The following is a 23,997-nucleotide window of genomic DNA, read 5'->3' on the forward strand; positions in this document are numbered from 1 at the left end:
CATCCGAAAACTTTGTCTATAATTTCGGTCTTTGCTGCAATAGGCCTGATCGAGTTGGTGATCAGAGGGTTGTCGGTCCGGACCGGGGACTACCCGGCTTGGACCGCTCCGCGCGGAACCCCATCACGACACCGACCACCGAGGGCATAACCGAAGGATCCTTCAGTTCATGACGACCATCCGTGTCAAGGAAAACGAGCCGTTCGACGTGGCCCTGCGCCGCTTCAAGCGCACCATCGAGAAGCTCGGCCTGCTGACCGAACTGCGCGCCCGCGAGTTCTACGAGAAGCCCACCGCCGAGCGCAAGCGCAAGAAGGCTGCGGCCGTCAAGCGCCACTACAAGCGCGTGCGTTCGATGCAGCTCCCCAAGAAGCTGTACTGATCGCCCCGCGCGGCTGAGCCGGGTGCATGAAGCCCGTCAGCCGAACGAATGAGCCCACGCGGGACGCCGTGTGGGCTTTTTCATTTCCGACACTCTTCTTCGCCACGACCAGCCGAGACCTGCCATGAGCCTCAAGGACCGCATCACCGACGACATGAAGGCCGCCATGCGCGCCAAGGAAGCCGACCGCCTGGGCACCATCCGCCTGCTGCTGGCGGCGCTCAAGCAGAAGGAAGTCGACGAACGTGTGGTGCTGGACGACGCGATGGTGATCGCCATCGTCGACAAGCTCATCAAGCAGCGCAAGGATTCCATCTCGCAGTTCGGCGCCGCCGGCCGCGATGACCTGGTCGCCAAGGAAAGTGCCGAGCTGCTCGTGCTGGAGGCCTACCTGCCGGCCCGCCTGAGCGCCGACGAGATCGACGCCGCCGTGCGCGCCATCGTCACCGAGCTGGGCGCCAAGGGCCCGGGCGACATGGGCAAGGTGATGGGCGCGGTCAAGCAGAAGCTGGCCGGCAACGCCGACATGGGTCTGGTCTCGGCCGCCGTCAAGCGCGCGCTGCAGCCCTGATCCTGGAAACTCTACCGCCCGCGAAACCTCCTCAGGAACGACACGCCATGAACGCTCCCCTGCTGCCCGCCCAGCCGCTGAACGCGAACATCTCGGTGGCCCCGCAACTGATGCCCGACGCGATGGCCGCCGCCGCCGCCGCCGGCTTCCGCTCGGTGATCAACAACCGCCCCGACTTCGAAGGCGGCCCGGAGCAGCCGACCAGCGCGCAGATCGAGGCTGCCGCCCTGGCCGCCGGCCTGCAGTACGCCCACCTGCCGGTCTCGGGCGTCTACCAGTCGCCCGAGGAGATCGCCGAGTTCCGCCGCCTGATCGACACGCTGCCCGCCCCGGTGCTGGCGTTCTGCCGCAGCGGTGCGCGTTCGACCAAGCTCTACGTCCAGGCCTGCGAGCTCGGTTGAGCCTGGCGGGCCGGCTTCCCCCCGCCACGCCACGGAACGCCGCGCATGAACCCCAGCGCGCCTGCCCGGAACGCGGCCGCCCCGACCGAGTCGCGCGGCCTGCGTGCACTGCGACGCCAGCTGCTGCTGCTGGCGGTGCTGCCGCTGCTGGCCTCGCTGCTGCTGATCGCGCTGGCGGTGCGCCACCAGACCGAGGAACTCGCCAGCAGCGAGCGTGACCTCGTCCAGACCGCCTACCTGTCGAGCAAGCGCGCCGAGCTCAAGCGCTCGGTCGACCTGGCGCTCAGCGTCATCCAGCCGCTCTACGACACCGGCCGCGACGACGACATCATCAAGGTCGAGGCCCAGCGCCTGCTGCGTTCGCTCGACAACGGCGGCGGCGACCAGTACTTCTTCGCCTACGACTTCCAGGGCATCTGCCTGGTGCTGCCGCCGCAGCCCGAGCTGGAAGGCCAGAACCTCTGGGAGATCCGCGACCGCGACGGCCGCCCGGTCGTCCAGGCGCTGATCGCCAAGGCGCGCGAGGGCAGCGGCTTCTTCCAGTACGTCTGGAACAAGCCCAGCCTGCGCCAGGAAGTGCCCAAGCTCGGTTATGTCGTCGGCCTGCCGCGCTGGGGCTGGATGATGGGTTCGGGCCTCTACCTCGACGACATCGACGCGACCCTGCGCGAGCTGGAGCAGCGGGCCCACCAGAACATCTGGACCACGATGGCCTGGATCACCGCGATCGCGCTGCTCGGCATCACGCTGGTCGGCGGCTGCGCGCTGGTGCTCAACCTCAACGGCGCGCGCGCGGCCGATGCCCAGCTGCAGCTGATGGCGCGCCAGGTCGTGCAGTCGCAGGAGGCCGAACGCGCCCACCTGTCGCGTGAGCTGCACGACGGCACCGGCCAGACGCTGGTGTCGATCAAGCTGCTGATGGACAGCGCGATCGGCCAGCTGCGCCGGCTCGGCCCCGGCCAGACGCCGCCGACGCTGGACAAGGCACGCGACCGCATCGAGGAGGCACTCGGCGAGATCCGCCACCTGTCGCACCGGCTGCGCCCGCCGCTGCTCGACACCTTCGGCCTGCCGGCGGCGCTGCGCCACCTCGGCGAGGAGTTCGCCGAACACGCCGACCTGGCCTTCTTCCTGCGCGAGCGCGGCACCGCGATCGACCTGCCCGACGAGATCAAGACCGTGCTGTTCCGCGTCACCCAGGAAGCCCTGACCAACATCCAGCGCCACGCCCGCGCCAGCCGGGTCGACCTGCGCCTGGTCAGCAGCGCCAGCGGCCTGCGCCTGACGGTGCAGGACGACGGCATCGGCTACGACGCCGAGGCCCTGCGCGACGACCCGCGCCGCGGCATCGGCCTGCGCAACATGCACGAGCGGCTGGCTTCGATCGGCGGCCGGCTGCGCATGCAGTCGCGGCCCGGCGCGACCCGTGTCGTCGCCGACGTGCCGCGCGAGGCGATCCGGCGCTTCAGCCAGCAGGTCGGCACGCCGCCTGCCACCGTACCGATGAACCTGTCCGAGCCGAGGCCCGCCGATGCGCATCGTCCTGGTCGATGACCACGCGCTGGTGCGCGAGGGCGTGCGCGCCCTGCTCGCCAGCCAGCCCGCGCTGCAGGTGGTCGGCGAAGCGTCCCAGGCCGACGAGGCCCTGGCGCGCATCGCCGAACTGCAACCCGACCTGGTGCTGATGGACATCGGCATCCGCCAGACCAACGGCATCGTGCTGACCGCCGAACTGCTGCGCCGCCACCCGGGCCTGGCCGTGCTGATGCTCAGCATGTACGACAACCCCGAGTACGTGCACCAGGCCCTGCAGGCCGGCGCCCGCGGCTATGTGCTGAAGGACGGTCCGTCGAGCGAGATCTTCGCGGCCATCGAGGCCATCGCCGCCGGCGGCAGCTACCTGGCCAGCGAGCTGACGCGCCGCCCGGTCGTGCCGGCCGACGAGTCGGCCCGGCCGCTGCTGTCCGAACGCGAGAGCGAGATCCTCGCCTCGCTGGCGCGCGGCCTGTCGAGCAAGCAGATCGCCGCGCAGTTCGACCTGAGCGTGCGCACCGTCGAGACGCACCGCCAGAACATCCGCCGCAAGCTGCGCATCGCCGGCCAGGCCGAGCTGATCCGCTATGCCGTCGAACGCTGCCGCACGGTCGGTGACGACACCGGCAGCTGACGCCGCGAGGGCGCATCGCCCTGCGTAGTGCCGCGTAGTCGTAAGACCCAATTCGCCGACTCAGGGTTTTCGAGTGTCATACGGCCCGCGCAGACCGGGCTGACCCTGCCTGGCCGACAGCGCCCGCGGGACACCTGTCCGCACCGATTTCTTTCACTGTCCTACCCGGAGGTTTCTCCTTGACTGCCCTGCTGCAACTGTCCAGGCGGATCGACGCGCTCAACGAGCTCGTCGGACGCTGGGTGGCGTGGCTGGTGCTGGTGGCCGTGCTCGTCTCCGCGCTCAACGCGGTGGTGCGCAAGGCCTTCAACAACAGCTCCAACGCCTTCCTCGAAATCCAGTGGTACCTGTTCGCCGCCAGCTTCCTGCTCGCGGCGGGCTACACCATGCTGCGCCAGGAGCACGTCAAGATCGACGTCATCCTGAGCCGCTTCAGCAAGCCCACGCAGATGAAGGTCGAGATCTTCGGCATCGTCGTCTTCCTGTTCCCGCTGGTGATCGTGGTCGTCGACCTCGTGACGCCGCTGGTCATCAAGGCCTTCCTGTCCGGCGAGATGTCCTCGAACGCCGGTGGCCTGATCCGCTGGCCGGCCTATGCGCTGGTGCCCGCCGGCTTCGTGCTGCTGGGCCTGCAGGGCGTCTCCGAGCTGATCAAGCGGGTCGCCTTCCTGAAGGGCCTGATCGACGATCCGACCGAGAAGAAGGGCGTCAAGTCGGCCGAGGAAGAACTGGCCGAGGCCATCCGCGCCCAGACTGAAGGAGCGTCCAAATGATGGAGTTCCTGTCCGCCAACATGGCGCCGATCATGTTCCTGGGCCTCATCTGCTTCCTGCTGATGGGCTATTCGGTGGCGTTCTCACTCGGTGCCTGCGGCCTGCTGTTCGGCTTCATCGGCATCGAGATGGGCATGCTGCCGGCCTCGCTGATGCAGGCGCTGCCGCTGCGCATCTTCGGGATCATGCAGAACGACACGCTGCTGGCGATCCCGTTCTTCACCTTCATGGGCCTGATCCTCGAACGCTCGGGCATGGCCGAGGATCTGCTCGACACCATCGGCCAGCTGTTCGGCCCGATCCGCGGCGGCCTGGCCTACGCGGTGATCCTGGTCGGCGCGATGCTCGCCGCGACCACCGGCGTGGTGGCCGCCTCGGTCATCTCGATGGGCCTGATCTCGCTGCCGATCATGCTGCGCTACGGCTATGACCGGCGACTGGCCAGCGGCGTCATCGCCGCCTCGGGCACGCTGGCGCAGATCATCCCGCCGTCGCTGGTGCTGATCATCATGGCCGACCAGCTCGGCCGCAGCGTGGGCGACCTGTACAAGGGCGCCTTCATCCCCGGCTTCGTGCTGACCGCGCTCTACGTCGGCTATGTGCTGCTGGTGACGCTGTGGCGTCCGACCTGGGCGCCCGCCCTGCCGCCCGAGGCACGTGTCTTCCGCGAGCCGAACGGCAGCTCCGGCCTGCCCTCCCTGGGCCTGCTGACGCTGCTGTCGGTCGGCCTGGCCATCGCGTTCGCCAAGACCCGCCCGGAAGGCACGCCGACCGACGAGATGATCGTCGTGTCGATGTGCGTCGGCGTCGGCGTCGCCTTCGTGCTGGCGGTCATCAACAAGGTGACCGGCCTGAAGCTGCTGTCGAAGATGGCCGAACGTGTCACCTTCGTGCTGATCCCGCCGCTGGGCCTGATCTTCCTGGTGCTGGGCACGATCTTCCTGGGCATCGCCACGCCGACCGAAGGCGGCGCGATGGGCGCCGTGGGCGCGCTGGCGATGGCGCTGAGCCGCCGCCGCCTGAGCATGGCCCTGCTGCGCCAGGCGATGGACTCGACGATGAAGCTGTCGACCTTCGTGGTCTTCATCCTGATCGGCTCGACCGTCTTCAGCCTGAGCTTCCAGGCCGTCGACGGCCCGAAGTGGGTCGAGCACCTGCTGACCAGCCTGCCCGGCGGCCAGCTCGGCTTCCTGATCGTGGTGAACGTGCTGGTCTTCGTGCTGGCGTTCTTCCTCGACTTCTTCGAGCTGAGCTTCATCGTCGTGCCGCTGCTGGGCCCCGTGGCCGAGAAGCTGGGCATCGACCTGGTCTGGTTCGGCGTGCTGCTGGCGGTCAACATGCAGACCTCCTTCATGCACCCGCCGTTCGGCTTCGCGCTGTTCTACCTGCGCAGCGTGGCCCCGACCGACGACTACAAGGACCGCGTCACCGGCAAGACCATCCCGAAGGTCACGACCGGCCAGATCTACTGGGGATCGGTGCCCTTCGTGTGCATCCAGATCATCATGGTCGGCCTGATCATCGCCTTCCCGACCCTGGTGTCGGGCGGCCTGGAGAAGAAGACCGAGATGAACGTCGACGACGTCCAGATCGAGATCCAGGCCAACGACAGCAACACCGAGCTCGACCCATCCAAGCTGTTCGAACAGGGTGGCGCTGCCAGCGAGGCCGGTGCCGCATCGGCCGGCGGTCAGGCCGAGGAAGACCCGATGGCCGTGTTCAAGGACGCCGCCAAGGACGACGCCAAGAAGTGAGGCGCTGACCACGCATCCTGACGCCCTCCGGCCCTGACCGGACCCAGGCGGCGGCCCTGCACCAGCGGGTCCGCCGCCTGTCTCTTTTTGGCCTTGCCGCAGACCTACTTCAAGCAAGTCCGGATGTCGCCGGAAGGCCGCTTGGGGCATCGTCGCGGCCATCTTCTTCTGGAGCTGTCCGATGTCGCCTGTCCCCGCCCGCCGCCCCGCCCTGCGCACGATCGCGCTGGCCACCGTCACCGCCGCCGCGCTGGCCGGCTTCAGCCTGCAGGCCGTCGCGCAGGAAAAGATCAAGGTCGGCCTGATGCTGCCCTACACCGGCACCTTCGCCGCGCTGGGCGTGGCCATCGAGAACGGCTTCCGCCAGTACATCGACGAACAGGGCGGCAAGCTCGGCGGCCGGGCGATCGAGTTCGTCAAGGTCGACGACGAGTCCGACCCGGCCAAGGCGGCTGACAACGCCAACAAGCTGGTCAAGCGCGACAACGTCGACGTGATGGTCGGCACCGTCCACTCGGGTGTCGCGCTGGCCATGGCCAAGGTCGCCAAGGACAACGACACGCTGCTGATCGTGCCCAACGCCGGCGCCGACGCCATCACCGGCCCGCTGTGCGCGCCAAACATCTTCCGCACCTCGTTCTCGAACTGGCAGCCGGGTTTCGCGATCGGCAAGGTCGCGGCCGAACGCAAGTTCAAGACCGCCGTCACGCTGACCTGGAAATACGCCGCCGGCGACGAGACCGTGCGCGGCTTCAAGGAAGCCTTCGAGGGCGGCGGCGGCAAGGTCGTCAAGGAACTGAACCTGCCCTTCCCCACCGTCGAGTTCCAGGCCCTGCTGACCGAGATCGCGGCGACCAAGCCGGACGTGGTGTTCGTGTTCTTCGCCGGCGGCGGCGCGGTGAAGTTCGTCAAGGACTGGGCGGCGGCCGGCCTGAAGGACAAGATCCCGCTGTACGCCTCGGGCTTCCTGACCGACGGCACGCTCGACGCCCAGGGCGACGCGGCCGCCGGGATCATGACGGCGCTGCACTACGCCGACGACCTCGGCACCAAGCGCGACCAGGCCTTCCGCCTGCAGTACGCCAAGACCTACAAGCTGCAGCCGGACGTCTACGCCGTCCAGGGCTACGACGCGGCCCAGTTGCTCGGCGCCGGCCTGGCGGCGGTCAAGGGCGATATCAAGAACCGCGAGGGGATGGTCAAGGCAATGGAATCCGCCCGCATCGACAGCCCGCGCGGCCCGTACACGCTGAGCAAGGCGCACAACCCGGTGCAGGATTTCTACCTGCGGCAGGTGGTGGGGAAGATCAACAAGAACGTGGGGATCGCCGCGAAGGGGCTGGCGGATCCGGCTCGGGGCTGCAAGATGTGACTTGGAGCCCCCGGTCACGCGGGTACGCGTGACCGCCCCCCAAGGGGGCTGCGCAGACCGCCTTGGGGCGGCCCGGCGCCGGTCTGCGGGTGCATCGAAGCCCGGTCGCGCGGGGCGTCGTTCGTCCTCCGATCGACGTGGTCCGGTAGGTCGGACACCCCGTGTCCGCCGGGCTCTTCACCGCCGCAACCGCCCCCTCAACCCGCTCGCCCGCCGCGTCTGGCGCTGCAAGGCGGCGTCGAACACCGATGGCTCCGGGGCGATCAGCGTGAAGGCGGTGCGGGCGCGGGTGATGCCGGTGTAGACCAGCTCGCGGCTGACGACCGGGTTGATGCGCGGGGGCAGCACCAGCACGGTGTGGCCGAACTCCGAACCCTGCGACTTGTGGACCGTCATCGCCCAGGCCGTCTCGACCGCGCTCAGGCGGCTGGCGAGCACCGAGCGGACGCGGTCGCCGTCCTGGAACCAGACGCGCAGCGGCTCTGGCTCATCCGTTGAGCCACCCGGCCCGCCGACGCCACCCCTTGAGCGCAGCACCGGCTGGCGCAGCGCGATGCCGATGTCGCCGTTGTAGACGCCGAGCGCCGCATCGTTGCGGGTGACCATCACCGGACGGCCCTCGTACCACTCGCCCTGGCGCGCGATCAGGCCGTCGCGGCGCAGCGTGGCAACGATCGCGTCGTTCAGGCCGGCGACGCCCCAGTCGCCCTCGCGCACGGCGCACAGCAGGCGGCTGCGGTCGAAGGCGCGCAGGACCTCGCGGGCCCAGGCCTGCATCTGGACCTGCCGGGCATCGGCGTCCAGGTCGGCCAGCAATCGCGCGTCCGGGCGCTGCGCCTGAAGCACCTGCAGCATCTGGCGGTAGCCGGCCGAGGCGGCTGCGGCAGCGGTCGCATCCTCGCCGCCAGCGTCGACCGGCCGACCGTCCAGCGCCATGCGCACGGCCAGCGCCGGGTCGACGCCGCCGAGCGCGGCCACGCTCGCATCGTTGACGACCTGGTCCGGATCGGCCCCCCGCTGCGGCCAGCCGACGCAGGCGCGGGCGGTCGCGACGTCGCCGGCATTGACCGCCTTCGCCAGCGCGCCGATCGCGCCCGAGAAGCGATGGCTGTGGCGCAGCTTGACGGTCTGCGCCGCCAGCACGCTGGCGGGCCGGGCCGGGTCGATCTCGGCCGTGTCGACCTGGCCGGTGCAGGCGGCCAGCCAGTCGCCCTCGACCGGATGGGCCGGGTCGGCCGGCACGTCGATCGCGTCGGCGCACAGGTCGCCCAGCACCGCACCGGCCTCGACCGAGGCGAGCTGGTCCTGGTCGCCCAGCAGCACCAGCCGGGCACCGGCGGGCAAGGCGCGAAGCAGCGCGGCCATCATCTCCAGGTGGACCATCGACGCCTCGTCGACCACCAGCAGGTCGACCTCCAGCGGGCGCTGCGCATGGCGGGCGAACTGGCGCGTGTCGGGCCGCGCACCGAGCAGCGCGTGCAGCGTCTTGGCGGTCGCCGTGTCTTCGATCAGCCGTTGCCAGTCCAGCGCCCCGGGCAGGCTGGCCAGCAGGCTGTCCAGCGCACTGCGGATCGACTGCTGCAGCCGTGCGGCCGCCTTGCCGGTAGGAGCAGCCAGCGCGACACGCAGCGGCCGGCGCTGGCTCATCGCCTGAGCCTGCTGCCGCGCCTCGTGATCGGCCTGCAGCAGCGCCAGCAGGCGCGCGACGGTGTAGGTCTTGCCGGTGCCCGGACCGCCCGTGATCAGCGTCAGCCGGCCGCGCAAGGCGGTCGCGCAGGCGCGCCGCTGGTGGTCGATGCGGTCGGCCGGCAACTCGCCGAACAGGCGGTCGAGCCACGGGCGGACCCAGTCCGGCGTGGGGACATCCGTGATCGCCACGTCTGCCAAAGGCAGCACCCGCGCCCGCAAGGACGTGGCCACCGCCACCTCGTCGCGGAAGTGCCGGCGCAGGTACAGGCGCGGGCCGTCGAGCAGCAGCGGCGCGGGCGCGTCGGCGGTGTGGTGTCCGTCGCGCTCACCCGCCGGATCGACCGCCGGATCGACCGCGCCGCTGCCCAGCAGCGATGCGCGCCAGCCCTTCAGGTCGCGGGTCGGCAGACGTTGCAACAGCGCCGCCAACGCGGCCTGCGCCGCCATCGGCCCGGCCAGCCACGGGTCGCCGAACGCGGCGGCCGGCGCCAGCAGCTCGTCCAGCGGCAGGCAGGTGTGGCCCCGGCCCTCGTTGTGGGCCAGCAGCGCGGCGGCCAGCGGCAGGACGGCATCGGCCTGCGGGCACTGCTCGACCAGCAGCCGCGCCAGCGCCAGGTCCAGCGCGCGCAGCCAGCCGGCCTCGACCCAGCGGGCCAGCTCGGCCAGCACGGCCGCCGCGTCGATCCCGTCCAGGTCGGTCTCGCCGGCCTGCCCGGCCCCCAACCCATCGGCGAACAGGTCAGGCTGCGTCATCGGCCGCTCCTTGCTCGACAGGCTCGTTCGATGAGCCACCCCCGTCCAGCGCCGCTTCCAGCTCGGCCAGGCAGGCCGCATCGGCCTTCAGGTGGACACAGCCCGCCGCCGGGCCGCGCCAGCCGCGCAGGAAGACGTAGACGGCGCCGCCCAGGTGCTGTCCGGGGTCGTAGGCCTCGCCGAGACGGCTGCGCAGCAGGCGATGCAAGGCCAGCAGGTAGAGGGCCGCCTGCAGCTCGTAGCGGTGCGACAGCATCGCGGCCTCCATCGCGGCGGGCGTGTAGGCGGCATCGTCGTCGCCGAGCGCGTTGGACTTGTAGTCCATCACCCACCAGCGCCCCTCGTGTTCGAACACCAGGTCGGCATAGCCCATCAGCAGGCCCTGCAAGGTGCGCGCGGCCAGCGTCGGCCGGGGCTGGCCGAGCAGCAGGTGACGCTGGCAGATGGCATCGAGCCGGCGCGGGTCCAGTGCCGGGCTGGGCAGCCAGAACTCCATCTCGGCCAGCATCGGCCCGACCTCGGCCAGTGCAGCGCCCAGCGGCGGCAAGGGGGTGCGCAACAGGCCTTGCAGCCAGGCGGCCAGCGCGCGGGCCTCGTCTTCCGGCTCGCCCGCATCGGCCAGCCGGACCTGCTGCAGCGCGCGCAGGCAACGGCGTTGCAGCGCGGCGGCCACGCCGGGTTCGTCGGCCTGGTCGAAGCCCTCGTCGGCCAGCCACTCCAGCAGGTCGTGCAGCAGGTTGCCGGCACGGGCACCGCGGGTCCAGCGGTGCCAGGCGTCGGTGCTGCGGGGGATCGTCGGGCTGGCGAGCGGGCTGGCGGGTGACAGCGCCACAGCGCCCTCGCCGGCCGCGCCGCGCCACTCGTCGCGGCTGCGTTCGGCCAGCGCCCGGTCCGCGTCCAGCGCGCGAACCGTGTCCTGCTTGTCGCGCACCAGTGCGCTGAAGCTGCCGATGCCCCAACGGCGCTCGAAGGCCGCCTCGTAGGCCTGCGCAGGCCGCAGTGGCGGCAAGGTCCGGGTGTCGCGCCAGGGCTGGCGCGACGGCAAACCGGCCAGCCTCTGCACGGCGATGGCGGGCTGCGCCTCGGCCCAGCGCTGCAAGGCATCGCCGACGACCGCCGGATCGTCCGGCGTGCCGCCCAGCAACAGCCAGGTCAGCGCCGACGTCGGCGCCGCCGTCTTGCTGCTGCGCGGCTTGGGCAAGCCGACGCCCAGCCACAGCGCGTGGCGGGCGCGGGTCAGCGCGACATAGAACAGCCGCAGGTCCTCGCGCAGCCGTTCCAGCCGGGCCAGTTCGACGGCCTCGGCGCTGCGCAGGTAGTCGAGGTGGCGCGTGCCGGTCTGTTCGTCGACCCATTCGACCGGCTCGGTGCTGCGCGGCCGGGCATCGCGCACGGCGTGGGCGAAGGGCAGCATGACGACCGGGTATTCAAGGCCCTTGGACTTGTGGACCGTGACGACCTGGACCAGCTGCGCGTCGCTCTCCAGCCGCACGACATGGGCCTCGGTGTCGCTGACCACCGCCTGCGTGCCGGCCGCCGCGCCCAGGCCGCCACCGTCGCGACCGCCGCCCTGCACCTGCGCGGCCAGCCAGCGGATCAGCGCCCCCGGGCCTTCGAGCCGCGCCGATGCGGCCTGCAGCAGCTCGCCCAGGTGCAGCAGGTTGGTCAGGCGGCGTTCGGCGCCCCGGCTGGAAGATGAAGACGCAGAGGCGGAGGCGGATTCAGCCTCGGTGTCAACCTGGCCGTCGGCCACGTCCAACAGCGGATCCACCGCCTCGTCCGCCAGCCAGCGCTGCGGCAACGCCAGCGCATGCAGCGTCTGGCGCAGCAGCGTCAGCACGCCCTGGCGGTGCCAGACCTGCTGCAGCCGCTGCAACAGCGCGACGCGGCGGTCCCACAGCAGCTCGTCGTCCAGGTGCGCGGCCAGCTCGGCCAGCGGCAGGTTCCAGGTCACGCAACCATAGGCGGCGCGGGCCAGCCGGGCGTCCAGCGGCTGGTCGACCGCGCGCAGCCATCGCAGCAGGTCGGCGGCCTCGGGGCTGGCGAACACGCTGTCCTTCTCCGACAGGTAGACCGACGGGATCGAACGCCGCGCCAGCGCACGCCGGATCGCCTCGGCCTCGTGCTGGTCACGCACCAGCACGGCGATGTCGCCGGGCCGCAGACGGCGTTCGGGCCGGGTCGCGCCTTCTGCCGCCCAGCCGGTCAACGGGTCCGACAGCCACAGCGCCAGTTGCGCGGCGGCGTGTTCGGCCAGCAGCCGGCGCAGCCTGGGCTGGTTCAGGCGTTGCGCCAGCCAGCCGGCCTGCAGCGCCGGCATCGGCAGGCCGCCGTGCAGCAGCGCGTCATCACGGCCCTGCGCCTGGACCGGGTCGAAGGGCAGCGCCTGCTGGCCGTCGCGGCCCAGCGCGAAGGCGCCGCTCGGGCGTTCGGCCTGGGCCTGCGCGAACACGTGGTTGACGGCCGCGACCAGCGCTTCCGTCGAGCGGTAGTTGGTGCCCAGCGCATGGTGCCGGCCGGCGGTGGCGAGGCGGGCGCGCAGGTAGCTGTAGATGTCGGCGCCGCGGAAGCCGTAGATCGACTGCTTCGGGTCGCCGATCAGCAGCAGCCCGGTCTCGGGCCGGTCCTCGGCGCTGCGGTAGATGCGGTCGAACAGCCGGAACTGCAGCGGCGAGGTGTCCTGGAACTCGTCGATCAGCGCGACCGGGAACTGCGTGCGGATGCGCTGCGCCAGCACCTCGCCCTGCGGCCCGTGCAGCGCCGCGTCCAGCCGCGTGGCCAGGTCGGCATAGCCGAATCGACCGGCCCGGCGCTTCAGCGCCGCCAGCCGCGCCGCGATCGCGTGGGCCGCGTGGCGCTGCAGGGCCTGGTGCAGCGGCGCGCGCTGGTCGAGCCGGTCCAGCAGCGCCGCCAGATCGTCGAACACCGGCGGCGGGTCCAGCGTCACGTCCGGCTTGAGCGCATCGTCGAATCCGGCCCGGGTCAGACGCTGTCGAGCCGTCTTGCTCAGCTCGATGCGCTCGGCATCGGGCGATGTCGCCCAGTCGCGCACGGGGTCGCACCAGCTGTCGACGTAGCGCTGCTGGACCTTGTTGCCGTTGAAGGGCTTGGCCCGGTCGGCCAGGCGGGCCGTGAACCAGCCGCGCAGGTCCTCGATGCGGTCGACCCAGCCGGCCTTCAGCTCGGCCAGCTCGGCGCGGCGTTCGTCGTCGACGCGGGCCAGCCAGTCGCGCAGCGGCAGGTCGACCGGCGGCTCCAGCGCGTCCAGCCGGTTCAGCAGGCCGATGACCTGGGCCTCCAGCGTCTCGACGTCTGGCCACAGCGACAGCACGGTGTCGAGCGCCGCGTCGGTCAGCGGGTAGACCTCCTGACGCCAGTAGTCCTGCACGGCCTGGTGGCGGCGGCCGGCCTCGTCGGCTTCGAGCGCCTCGTCGAACAGCTGGGCGCTGTCGAAGGCGTGTTCGCGCAGCATGCGCTGGCACCAGGCGTCGATGGTGTGCACGGCCGCGTCGTCCATCGCCTCGGCGGCCAGCGCCAGCCGGTGGCCGGCCTCGCGGCGTTCGCGGCCCTCGGGGTAGGCGTCGCGCAGGTCGAGCAGGAACCTGTCGGGCGGCGCCAGGCCGGGCTCGTCGCGGAAGCAGCGGGCGGCCTCCAGCAGCCGGGCGCGGATGCGGTCGCTCAGCTCGCGGGTGGCCGCGCGGGTGAAGGTCATCACCAGGATCTCGCCGGGCACCAGCGCACGCGGCGGCGCGCTGCCGTCGCGGCCGTGGCCCAGCACCAGCCGCAGCATCAGCGCGGCGATGGTCCAGGTCTTGCCGGTGCCCGCGCTGGCCTCGATCAGCCGGCTGCCCCGCAGCGGCAGCGTCAGCGGGTCGAGCAGCGTGGCGCCGGTCGGCACGGCTTGCGGCTCAGTCATCGCCGTCCTCGTCATCGTCCAGGTCGTCGGCCGCGTCGCCCACCAGCTTCGGCAAGGCGGTGACCTGCACCCGCGTCGGGTCGCGGCTCCAGCGCAGCAGCGGCATCAGCAGCGCCTCGGCCGCCTTCTGGACGGCTTCCGGATCGGCCCGCAGCGCCTCGGCATCCGGGTAGAGCCGGGCCCAGGACGGGTCGTCGCGTTCGGCCCTCATGCCGCCGCCCTTGCCCTGGCTCATGCCGTTGCCGTCGTAGCCCTGCACGACGGCGTCCCAGGCTTCGTCGTCCCACGGCAGACCTGGCAGGCGCTCGGCTTCCAGCACGCGCCGGCAGGCCGCCAGCGCCGAGCGCAAGGGCAGCGGCACCGGCACGCGCCGGCCCAGCGCCCAGTAGCGCAGCAGCGCTTCCAGCGCGGCTTGCGCGTCGGCCGGATCGGGGGCGGTCATCTCGACACGGGCGTCGCGACCGATCAGCACGACGCGCAGCGGCTGGCCGGTGGCGCAGGTCGCGATCAGCGCCAGCCAGGCCGGCAACAGCGCCGCGGCGTGCACGACGATGCCCTTCTTCTTCGTCTCGCCCTGCACCAGCTTGCCGGGCGTGCGGTCGAGCCAGACGGGCACCGTCACATCCCCGCCGCCAGCGGTGTCGGCGGCGGGCATCGCCCCGCGCAGCCCGTCGAGCCAGTCCGACAGCTCGACCTCGGTGCGGGCGCCGCTGGCGTCGTCCCAGACCATCGTGTGGCGCAAGGCCAGCGCCGGCAGGCGGTGCGGGCGCGCAGCAAGTTCACGCCGCCACGCCGCCAGCAGCGGCAGGGAGGTGTCGATGAAACGCCGTTGCCAGCGCCGCCCGAGTCCGGCCAGCGGCAGCAGGCCCTGGCGCTGCAGATCGGCCGCGCCGGCCTGCAGCGTGTCGAGCAGCGCGTCGCGTTCGGCCGGTGTGATCGCGACGGTCTCGTCGTCCATCGGCTGGACCAATCCTGCCAGGTCGGGCTGGCCGGCGCGGTCGACCAGCAGGCCGAGCATGCGGTGTTCCTGCAGCGAGTCGAGCGCCATCGGCTCGTCGTCCTGGCTGACCTCGCGGGCGGCGTCGCGCAGGTCCTCCAGCTGGATGCCCAGGCGCTGCGACAGGTGGTCGCGGGCGGCGTTGCGCAGGAAGGCGTGCAGCTGCGAGCGGTCGACCTCGAAAGTCGCCGTCGGCGTGCCGCTCGCGGGCGTCTCCACGCGAGGCAAGGCCACGGCCAGCGGCTCGTGGACCGCACGCCACTCGCGGGCATGGGTGACCAGTGGCGTGGCGAGATGGGGCGCGGCGTCCTCGAAGTAGGCCCGGCTGAAGGGCTGCAGCGGGTGTTCGGTGGTGGCCGCCGCCAGACGTTCGGCACCCCATCCGGCGGCCAGGTAGTCGCGCAGCTGGCCGACCAGCACGGACGGCGGCTGCGGGCTCTGGTCGCGCACGCTGCGGCCGACCCAGCTGACGATCAGGTGGCGGCGTGCGCTCAGCAGCGCTTCGAGCATCAGCATGCGATCGTCGTCGCGGCGGGCCCGGTCACCCGGCCGGCGCTGGCCCGGCAGGCCGAGCAGGTCGAAGTCGGCACGCGGTGCGCGGCGTGGGTAGTCGCCCTCGTTCATGCCCAGCAGCGCAACGACCTCGAACGGGATCGCCCGCATCGGCATCAGCGTGCAGAAGGTGACGCCGCCGGCCAGGAAACGGCTGCGCAGACCCGGTTCGGCGACACCCGACAACCAGGCCTCGCGCAGCACCGACAGCGGCACCGGCGTGTCGAAGTCGGCCTCGTCACAGTCGGCCAGCCAGCGCGACAGGGCGGCTTCGAGCGCGTCGATCAGCTCGCGTTCGCTGTCCTCGACGGCCTGGAAGACATCGGCCAGCAGCGCACGGGCGCGCACCGCCCAGTCCTGCGGTGTGGCGGGCGCGCGGGCGCTGCGCCACCAGCGTTGCAGCAACTGCACCAGCGCGTCGAGCGACCCGGCCGCAGCGGCGCCCAGGCCGGCCACCTCGGCATGCGGGGCGATGCCGTGCCACGGCTCGCCGGTCACGTCGTCCGGCGTGACGCCGTCGAGCGCCAGGTCACCGGCCGCATAGCCCAGCAGCATCCGGCGCAGGCCGAAGGCCCAGGTGTTGGCCTCGCCGCAGGCCTGCAGGTCCAGGCTGGCGCGGTGTTCCAGGTCCAGCCCCCAGCGCACGCCGGCGCCATCAAGCCAGCGCGACAGCACCACGCGGTCCTCGTCGCCCAGGCGGAAGCGGCGGGCCAGCGGCGCGACCTCCATCAGCTCGCGCAGCTCGCTGGCGGTGCAGCGCTGTTCGGTGATGCGCAGCAGCCATTCCAGCGCCAGCAGCATCGGATGCCGGCCACGCGGGCGCAGGTCGGCGATCTCGTAGGGGATGTGGCGGGCGTCGCCGGCCGGCACCGCGCCGAAGACCGCGTGCACCAGCGGCGCGCTGGCCTCGATGTCCGGGACCATCACGACGATGTCGCGCGGCGCCAGAGAACCTTGGACCTCGGCCAGGCGGTCGAGCAGCTGGTCGTGCAGGACCTCCAGCTCGCGCAGGGCGCTGTGGCAGCTGTGGAAGGCGATCGAGCGGTCGTCCGGCGGCAACGGCGCCTCGGCATTCAGCGCCGCGTGTTCGGGCAGCGGCACGGCATCGCGGATGCGGGCCTGGACTTGCGCCAGCCAGGTCGCGCCGGGTGCCTCGTCGAACACGTCCACGCGCGGCAGCTGGCTGCGCAGCGCGCCGGCCTCGTGGGCGCCCAGGCGTTCCTCGAAGTCGTCGAGCAGGCGCAGGAAATCGCGTCCCTGCCGGCCCCATCCGGCCAGCAGCGGATGGCCTTGCGCATGGGCATCGGCCAGGCTGATGGCACCCAGGTCGACGCCACCGCGATGCGGCTGGCGGCGGTGCTGCGCGCGCAGCAGCTCGCGGCCGTCGATCAGGTCGGCCCAGTGGTAGCGGCAGGGGTTGGGCACCGCCAGGATGACCTGGGCGCGGCTGGCCAGCGCGGCCAGCGCCTCCAGCGTCTGCCCCGGCAGGTGGCTGTGGCCGAACAGCACGATGCGGCGCGGCAAGGGCCGGCGCGGCGGTCGGCCGTCGGCCAGCGCGTCGACGAAGCGGCGGTGCACGGCCGGGCGGATGCCCGCGAGCACGTCACGGGCCTCGGCCTCGCCGGGCAGGCGCTGGCGCACGTCGTCGACCAGCGCGCGCCACAGCGCCGGCTGCCAGGCCTGGTCGGCCGGCAGCTCGCGGCCGATGCCGGCGGCGTCGCGCAACAGGTCGCGGCCGTCGGCCCAGTCGGCCAGCCAGTCGGCGCGGTAGACCTGGTACTGGTCGTACAGGTCGGCCAGATGGCGGGCCAGCTGCAGCCGGCGCGACAGGTCGGGCGCACCGCCCCGGCCGGGCTCGTCGACCGGTCCGGCCAGGAACTGCGCCAGCGGCGCCAAGCGGGCATCGTCAAGCAGGCCGGGCAGCAGCCGCATCAGGCGCCAGGCAAGCGGACCTTCATCCAGCGGCGACCGGGCCGGCGCGCCGTCACGCCCGAGCTGGGCCCGGTAGGCGCGCCACAGGAATCGCGCCGGCAGTTCGACCCGCGTGGCCGCACAGATGCCGCGGCGCTGCGCCAGGTTCATCTTCAGCCACTCGGCGATGCCGTTGCTCTGGACCAGCAGGACCTCTTCCTCCAGCGGCGCGAGAGGCGTGCGCGCCAGCCAGTCGAGCAGGACGTCGAGCAGGTCTTCGAGCCGGTTGCCTTGCAGCACCAGCAGCCCCGGCGTGATCGGGGCGATGTCGTCGCGGGACACGGCGGTCGGCGGGGCCTTCAGCCGATGCGTCAACCCGCGTACTGCCCGAGCGCAGCCTGCAGGCGCTGCTGCAGCTTGTTGCGCAGCGCAGCGGGCGACTCGACCCGCACGTCGGGGCCGTGGCGCAGCAGGTCCATCAGCAGCTCGGTGTCGTCGGTGTACGGCAGCTTCATGCGCAACCGGCCGTCCGGCTGGGGTTCGAGCACCTGGCGCGGGTGCCAGAGTTCATTGGCGACCCACTGTGCCGCCTCGGCGCTGAACATCAGCGTGGCCTGCTTGACGTCCTTGCCGCCGTAGATGCCGTAGCCGCCGTCGAGCTCGGCCTCGACCGTCTTCATGGCGACGTCCTTGGCGCGCTGGGTCAGCACCTCGGCCGCGCGCATCGCGTCGAGCGCGAAGCGGCGCAGGCCGTCGGACTCGTGGCACCAGGCGTCCAGGTACCAGGTGCTGCGGTAGTGCACCAGCCGCAGCGGCGAGATGGCGCGCTGCGACTCGCTCTGCTTGCTGCGGCTGTAGTAGGTGATCTGCAGACGGCGGCGTTCCAGCAGCGCGCTGGCGACACGCTCGAAGAACTTGCCGACGACCGGGCGCTGGGCCGGGTGGACGATGCGCACGCGCCGCATCAGCTCGCGGGCCTCGCCCTCGCTGGTGCCGAGCATGCCGTGCAGCTTGTCCAGCAGGGGCGCCAGATGGCGGCCCAGCATGCCGGCGCTGTCCAGCCCCTGGATCAGGTGGTGCAGCGTCAGCAGCGCATGAATCTCGCGTTCGCTGAACCACACGCCCGGCAGTTCATGGCTGGCCTCGCGGGGCTTGCCGCCCAGGCCGCGCACGGTCGCCTGCTCGAAGCGGTAGCCGTTGCTGTCGCGGTCGTAGACGATCGGGGCGTCCATCCGGCTGCGCAGGTAGTCGAGGTCGCGCTTGAGGGTGGCGCGCGAGACTTCCAGCTCGTCCATCAGCGCGGCGAAGCTGACCGAGCCGCGGCTCTTGATCAGCATCTCGATCTTGTAGAAGCGTTCGGTGCGGTCCATCGTCGTTCTCCGTTCCCCTGTCCGGCGTCGCGGCCTGGTGGCTCAGCGTCTGAGCCCCGCGCGGTCGGTGATCCCGATCCATGTTAATGGCCCGCACGTCGCTTGCGAGCCTGCCCATCATCCCGCAGACCGGGGGGACGGTCGAGCCGGGCGGGCCCTGCCGCGACTGTCTGAACCCGCAACCGTTTGCGGCCTGGCCACAGGTCCGTTCGGCCCGTTCTTCCTGGGTGGCTCATGTCTTGAGCCACCCGGGGCCGAGACTGCTTTCCATGCCGGGCGAAGGCGCCCGGCCGCAGCAGGAGATCACGATGGCCGCCCGCAGCTCGATCACCACCGACCACGCCGATGACGCCAATGACGTTGCCCACGCCCTCGGCCGCGACTTCGCCCGCCACGGCCTGCCGCTGCCCGACGGCATGGCCCGCGCCGATTCCCCGTTGTGGTGCGGCTGGCAGGCCGGTGAGGCCCTGTTCGCCGCCCGCCCCTGGCCGGCCGACCTGCGCACCCGGCGCTGGCTGCACCTGCGGCTGCGGGCCTGGCAACGTGGCGAGGCGGTCGAGCTGGCGCGTGTGACGCCGCACCTGGTCGGCCGGCTCGACAGCAGCCACTGCCCGGTGACGCGCCGCCCTCTTCGCCTGGCCGCCCTGACCGACCCGAGCGTCACGCCCCACCCGGACGACGCGCTGCTGGTGACGCTGGACCGCGATCGTGGCGTCGACGCCGGCCTGATCGTGATGCTCAGCCGCCGCGCCGCCGCCGTGCTGGACAGCCATGACCTGGATGACCTGCGCGAGCTGGCGTACGGCACGAGCGGCGACATCGCCACCGGCCTGACCGCACCGCAGCGCGACCGCCTGGCGACGCTGCTGGGCTACGTCAGCCCGTCGACGCATGTGGAAGCCGCGTTGCAGCCGCTGCGCCTGCTGCCGCCCAACCGCCTGCGTGTGGTGCAGCCGGTGCAGGCGCTGCAGGCCCTGCTGAGCCGGATGCTGTTGCGCAGCGGCTGGACCGCGCGGTTGCAGGGCTGGCAGGCGCTGCTGCCCCATGCCGCCCAGCGCGACGCGCTGCAGCGCTTCTTCCTGGCCCTGCTGGCCCGCGTGCTGGAAGCCGGCCACGCCGCCGACCCGCTGCAGCGCCGCTGGGCCATCGAGGACGCCTGGCGAGATGCCGAGGTGCTGCGGCTGTGGACCCGCCTGGCGCTGCAGCTCGATGCCGCCACCTGCGCCGCGCTGGTCGAACGTGCCGCCGAGCGTGGCCTGTGCGACACCGCCGTGCTGAACCACCCGGATGCCGACGAGGTCGCGCAGCCCGTCCCGGCCCGCGTGCGCCTGCAGCCGGCTCACGCGCTGCGGCCGGTGCGCATGCCGCGCCGCACCCCGTTGCTGCACGGCCTGACCGCCCGGCGCATCCCGCCGTCGCACCCCGTGCAGCTGAACCTGCCCTGGGCCGCCTGAGGACGCGACACAACGTCCGGTGACGGACGGTGACAGCTGCGGCAGCACGTCACGAATGGCCAAGGGGCGCTGTCTACACTGGACGGACTCCTGCCCGCCCCTCCGCCCGCCCATGCCGTTGCCTTCCTCGCCTTCTCCGGACCTGCGACCGGACCGCCGACCGCACCGTCACCCCGGGCTCCTCGCGTGGCTGGGCGTCGCGGCCGTGCTGGTCATGGCGTCACCGGGTCTGCAGCCACTGGCCCAGGCAGCGGCCAGCGCCCAGGCGCCGCAGCGGCTGATCGTGAAGTACCGCCAGGCCGAAGCCGCCGCAGGACGTGCACAGGCCCGTCGCGCGGACGCCGGCAGCAAGGCCGAGGAAACGGACGACAGCACCCAGCGCCGCGCCGGCACGCTGTCGCAACGCCACGGCCTGAGCCTGCGTGACGGGCCGCCGGTCGGCACTGGCGCCCAGGTCATGCTGGTCGATGCGGGTCAGGACAGCCGCGAAGTCCAGCGTCGGCTGGCGGCCGACCCGGAGATCGAATACGTCGAGGAAGACCGGATCGCGCGCAAGCACGCGGCGCCGAACGATCCGCGTTATGCGGCCGGTGGCGGCACCGGCGTCGAAGGCCCGGCCGCCGGCCAGTGGTACCTGCGCTCGCCAGATGCCACGCTGCGCTCGGCGATCAATGCCGAGAACGCCTGGACGATCAGCAACGGCAGTGCCGACGTGGTCGTCGCGGTGCTCGACACCGGCGTGCGCCCGGACCATCCGGACCTGGTCGGCAAGATGCTGCCGGGCTACGACTTCGTCAGCGACGTCTACGTCGCCAACGACGGCGATGGCCGCGACGGTGATCCGTCCGACCCGGGCGACTGGGTCACGTCGACCGACCGGACCAACAGCCCGAACAGCGTCTGCGCCGGCGCCGCCGTGGAGCCCAGCAGCTGGCATGGCACGCAGATGGCGGGCCTGGTCGCCGCAGCGACCCAGAACGGCGTGGGCATGGCCGGCAGCGGCCGGCACGTGCGCATCGTGCCGATCCGCGTGCTGGGCAAGTGCGGCGGCTACACGTCCGACATCGCCGACGGCATCCGCTGGGCCGCCGGCCTGCGTGTCGCGGGCGTGCCCGACAACGCCAACCCGGCCCGCGTCATCAGCCTGAGCCTGGGCGGCAACTCGGCCACCTGCTCGACGACCTACCAGCAGGCCATCACCGCGGCCCGCGCGGCCGGCGCGATCGTCGTGTCCTCGGCCGGCAACGAGGGCCTGGCGGTCGGCGATCCGGCCAACTGCACCGGCGTGATCGCCGTGGGTGGCCTGGACCACGACGGCTACAAGGCCTACTTCTCGAACCTGGGCAGTCGCGTGACGATCAGCGCGCCGTCCGGCGACGGGGCCTGCGTCACGCTCAGCTGTCTCTACCCGATCCTGAGCACGGTCAACAAGGGCAGCCAGACGCCCGGCGTCAACGGCTACACCAACGGCACCACCGACCGGGCCGCCGGCACCAGCTATTCGACGCCGCTGGTCGCGGGTGTCGCCGGGCTGCTGCTGTCGGTCAGGCCGGACGCCACGCCGGACCAGCTCACCGCCTGGCTGACGTCCAGCGCGCGGGCCTTTCCGAGCGGCCTGGAAGCCACCTGCACCGCACCGGCCGGCACGGCACAGGCCCGCTGCGGCTGCACCACCGCGACCTGCGGTGCCGGCATGCTGGATGCGACGGCGGCCCTCACGCTGGCGATCAGCGGTGGCCCGCCGGTGGCCAACATCGAACCGTCGTCGACCCAGATCGGCGTCGGCACCTCACTGGTGCTGGACGGCGGACGTTCGCGCAACGCCAGTTCAGGCGTCGGCACGCTGACCTACGCCTGGGACATCGTCGAAGGCGGTGGCATCGCCAGCTTCGAGACCAACCCGCTGATCCCGTCGCTGCGGACGCTGACCATCGGGGCCACCGGCATCGTCAAGGTCCGGCTGACGGTCAGCAACGGCACGCAATCGGCCAGCAGCACGGTGGTGCTGCGGGCGGGCGAGGCGGCTGTCGCGGTCGGGACGGCGACGCCGCAGTCGTCCGGTGGCGGCGCGCTGCAACCCGGCTGGCTGTTCGGCCTGGCCGCCGCGGTCCTCGCGCTGGCCTGGCTGCGGCGCGAGCCGCTGCGGCGGGCGGCCGATGCCTGAGGGCATCGTCATCGCCATCCACCCGGCCGCACCGGCCAAGCCGGCCTGGGGCCAGCCGTGCAACGGCTGCGGCGTCTGCTGCCTGCAGGAGCCCTGCCCCGTCGGAGCGCTGCTGAGCCTGCGCCGCCGTGGCGCCTGTGACGCGCTGCGCTGGAGCGACACGGCGCAGCGCTACCACTGCGGCCTGCTGAGCGCCCCCGACCAGGTGCTGCCACGTGTGCTGCGGCCGCTGTCCGGCTGGATCAGCCGGCGCGCCCGGCGCTGGATCGCGGCAGGCATCGGCTGCGATTGCGACACCGTGGTCGATGTCGAGGTCGAGTCCCCCCCGAGCCCGGTCAGCGCACCGACAACGCCGGGTCCTGAGCCCCGTCCGGCACCGGCCCGGGCGCCTCGCCGAACTCGGCCCGGATCGCCGCGCCGTGTGCATCCAGCGCCGGCGCTTCCGGGTAGCTGGCCGACTCCCATTCGACGCCCCACGGCGACGCCGGCACCTCGACGCTGCGGCCGTGTACCGGCATGCGCCGCGTGCGCAGCTGCGAATGTTCGATCAGGTCGTGCACCGAGTTGACGTTGGCGAACGCGGTCTGGGCCTCGACCAGCCGGTCGATCACCGCAGCGCTGGGCAGGCTCGCGAAGACCTCCGCGACGACGCCGTCGACGAAGGCGCGGTGGGCCACGCGCGAGGCGTTGTCGGCGCTGCGCGGGTCCTGGGCCAGCGCCGGACGGCGCAGCACGACGCGGCAGAACTCGGCCCACTCGCGTTCGTTCTGGATCGAGATGACGATGTCGCGGCCGTCGGCACAGGTGAAGGCACCGTAGGGCGCGATGGTCGGGTGGCGCAGGCCGACCCGCTCGGGCGCCTGGCCGCCGTAGCGGGTCTGCAGGTAGGGCACGCTCATCAGCTCGGCGGCCGAGCCGAACAGCGAGACCTTGACGGCCGAGCCGCGCCCCGTGCGCTCGCGCTGCATCAGGGCCTGCTGGATGCCGATCAGCGCATTCATGCCGGCGGTGATGTCGCACAGCGAGACGCCGATGCGGCCGAGCGATTCGACGCCCTGCCCCGGCGCGCCGCTCACCGCCACAAGGCCGCTCTCGGCCTGCACCAGCAGGTCATAGGCCTTCAGGCCGACCCGCTCGCCGTCGTCGCCGTAGCCGCTGATGTCACAGGTGATCAGGCGCGGATGGCGCTCGCGCAGTGCGGCCGAGCCGATGCCGAGACGGTCGGTCGCACCGGGTGCGAGGTTCTGGATGAACACATCGGCCTGCGCCAGCAGGCGTTCGAGCAGGGCCAGGTCGGCGCGGTCCTTGACGTCCAGCGCGATCGATTCCTTGCCCCGGTTGATCCAGACCCAGTAGGACGACTCGCCGTGCACCGCGCGGTCATAGCCACGGGCGAAGTCGCCCTCGCGGCGCTCGATCTTGATCACGCGCGCACCCGCATCGGCCAGCCGGCTGCTGCAGTAGGGCGCGGCCACCGCCTGTTCCAGCGCCACGACGAGGATGCCGTCGAGCGGGCGCGGGCACGGGCTCGGCTCGTGGGAACGGGACGCTGGGCTGCTGGACATGGGCGGGCTACTCCGGGTCTGTGATCGAGGGTGATTGTGGAAAGCGGCCCGGCCCGGGCGGAATTGCTTTTGCGTGTATCCAGCATTCACCCGCCCGCAACGCGCCCGTTGCGGCGCCGGCAAGGCTGGATACACGACTTTGAAATGGTCAGGCCGCGCGGGCTCCGCGACATTGCGACGCCAGGGACGCCGCCGCGTCCGACCGT

15 protein-coding genes are annotated in these 23,997 nt (G+C 72.0%); 10 read left to right on the forward strand and 5 right to left on the reverse strand.

Features of this window, described 5'->3' with window-relative positions:
• Positions 1 to 169: 169 nt before the first annotated feature.
• The 8 genes from rpsU to ACWA7K_RS08460 all read left to right on the forward strand — a co-directional run bounded on the left by rpsU (position 170) and on the right by ACWA7K_RS08460 (position 7,420).
• Positions 170 to 382, forward strand: a complete 213-nt coding sequence (gene rpsU, locus ACWA7K_RS08425) for a 30S ribosomal protein S21 (RefSeq protein WP_012346814.1) — start codon at positions 170 to 172, stop codon at positions 380 to 382.
• A 124-nt stretch (positions 383 to 506) separates the two neighbouring features.
• Positions 507 to 953: a GatB/YqeY domain-containing protein gene (locus ACWA7K_RS08430; RefSeq protein ID WP_456167499.1), complete on the forward strand. Its 447-nt coding sequence runs from the start codon at positions 507 to 509 to the stop codon at positions 951 to 953.
• A gap of 47 nt (positions 954 to 1,000) precedes the next feature.
• Positions 1,001 to 1,354: a TIGR01244 family sulfur transferase gene (locus ACWA7K_RS08435; RefSeq protein ID WP_456167501.1), complete on the forward strand. Its 354-nt coding sequence runs from the start codon at positions 1,001 to 1,003 to the stop codon at positions 1,352 to 1,354.
• A gap of 45 nt (positions 1,355 to 1,399) precedes the next feature.
• Entirely contained in the window at positions 1,400 to 2,908 is a 1,509-nt protein-coding gene (locus ACWA7K_RS08440) for a cache domain-containing protein (RefSeq protein ID WP_456167503.1), read from the forward strand.
• On the forward strand, positions 2,886 to 3,521 hold the full coding sequence (locus ACWA7K_RS08445) for a response regulator transcription factor (RefSeq protein WP_456167505.1): 636 nt from the start codon (positions 2,886 to 2,888) through the stop codon (positions 3,519 to 3,521). Before ACWA7K_RS08440 ends, ACWA7K_RS08445 begins: the two co-directional genes overlap by 23 nt.
• Before the next feature lie 179 nt (positions 3,522 to 3,700).
• Positions 3,701 to 4,294: a TRAP transporter small permease subunit gene (locus ACWA7K_RS08450; protein WP_456167507.1), complete on the forward strand. Its 594-nt coding sequence runs from the start codon at positions 3,701 to 3,703 to the stop codon at positions 4,292 to 4,294.
• The gene (locus ACWA7K_RS08455; protein WP_456167509.1) at positions 4,291 to 6,048 is read left to right on the forward strand and encodes a TRAP transporter large permease; all 1,758 of its coding nucleotides are present in this window, start codon (positions 4,291 to 4,293) and stop codon (positions 6,046 to 6,048) included. Before ACWA7K_RS08450 ends, ACWA7K_RS08455 begins: the two co-directional genes overlap by 4 nt.
• 181 nt (positions 6,049 to 6,229) lie before the next feature.
• The gene (locus ACWA7K_RS08460; RefSeq protein WP_456167511.1) at positions 6,230 to 7,420 is read left to right on the forward strand and encodes an ABC transporter substrate-binding protein; all 1,191 of its coding nucleotides are present in this window, start codon (positions 6,230 to 6,232) and stop codon (positions 7,418 to 7,420) included.
• 177 nt (positions 7,421 to 7,597) lie between these two features.
• Here the strand turns inward: ACWA7K_RS08460 and recD are convergent, their stop codons facing one another.
• Genes recD through ACWA7K_RS08480 form a run of 4 tightly spaced genes read right to left on the reverse strand, consistent with a single transcriptional unit; the run spans position 7,598 to position 18,608 of the window.
• A complete protein-coding gene (gene recD / locus ACWA7K_RS08465; protein WP_456167513.1) occupies positions 7,598 to 9,862 on the reverse strand; it encodes an exodeoxyribonuclease V subunit alpha in 2,265 nt (754 codons plus the stop codon).
• Positions 9,849 to 13,778: a UvrD-helicase domain-containing protein gene (locus ACWA7K_RS08470; RefSeq protein WP_456167515.1), complete on the reverse strand. Its 3,930-nt coding sequence runs from the start codon at positions 13,776 to 13,778 to the stop codon at positions 9,849 to 9,851. Before ACWA7K_RS08470 ends, recD begins: the two co-directional genes overlap by 14 nt.
• On the reverse strand, positions 13,771 to 17,580 hold the full coding sequence (recC, locus tag ACWA7K_RS08475) for an exodeoxyribonuclease V subunit gamma (RefSeq protein WP_456167517.1): 3,810 nt from the start codon (positions 17,578 to 17,580) through the stop codon (positions 13,771 to 13,773). Before recC ends, ACWA7K_RS08470 begins: the two co-directional genes overlap by 8 nt.
• A 29-nt stretch (positions 17,581 to 17,609) precedes the next feature.
• Positions 17,610 to 18,608: a helix-turn-helix transcriptional regulator gene (locus ACWA7K_RS08480; RefSeq protein WP_456167519.1), complete on the reverse strand. Its 999-nt coding sequence runs from the start codon at positions 18,606 to 18,608 to the stop codon at positions 17,610 to 17,612.
• 269 nt (positions 18,609 to 18,877) lie between these two features.
• On the opposite strand from ACWA7K_RS08480, the gene ACWA7K_RS08485 reads away from it, so the two are divergent.
• Both ACWA7K_RS08485 and ACWA7K_RS08490 read left to right on the forward strand, forming a co-directional pair.
• Positions 18,878 to 20,062 (forward strand): hypothetical protein, encoded by a 1,185-nt coding sequence (locus ACWA7K_RS08485; RefSeq protein WP_456167521.1) that lies wholly within the window; start codon positions 18,878 to 18,880, stop codon positions 20,060 to 20,062.
• Positions 20,063 to 20,174: 112 nt separating this feature from the next.
• Positions 20,175 to 22,226 carry a S8 family serine peptidase gene (locus tag ACWA7K_RS08490; RefSeq protein WP_456167523.1) on the forward strand — a complete coding sequence of 684 codons (2,052 nt, stop codon included), beginning with the start codon at positions 20,175 to 20,177 and terminating at the stop codon, positions 22,224 to 22,226.
• Positions 22,227 to 22,561: 335 nt separating this feature from the next.
• Here the strand turns inward: ACWA7K_RS08490 and ACWA7K_RS08495 are convergent, their stop codons facing one another.
• Positions 22,562 to 23,791, reverse strand: a complete 1,230-nt coding sequence (locus tag ACWA7K_RS08495) for a CaiB/BaiF CoA transferase family protein (protein WP_456167525.1) — start codon at positions 23,789 to 23,791, stop codon at positions 22,562 to 22,564.
• Positions 23,792 to 23,997: the final 206 nt, after the last annotated feature.

Source organism: Leptothrix mechoopdaensis (SeqCode) (assembly GCF_053893855.1).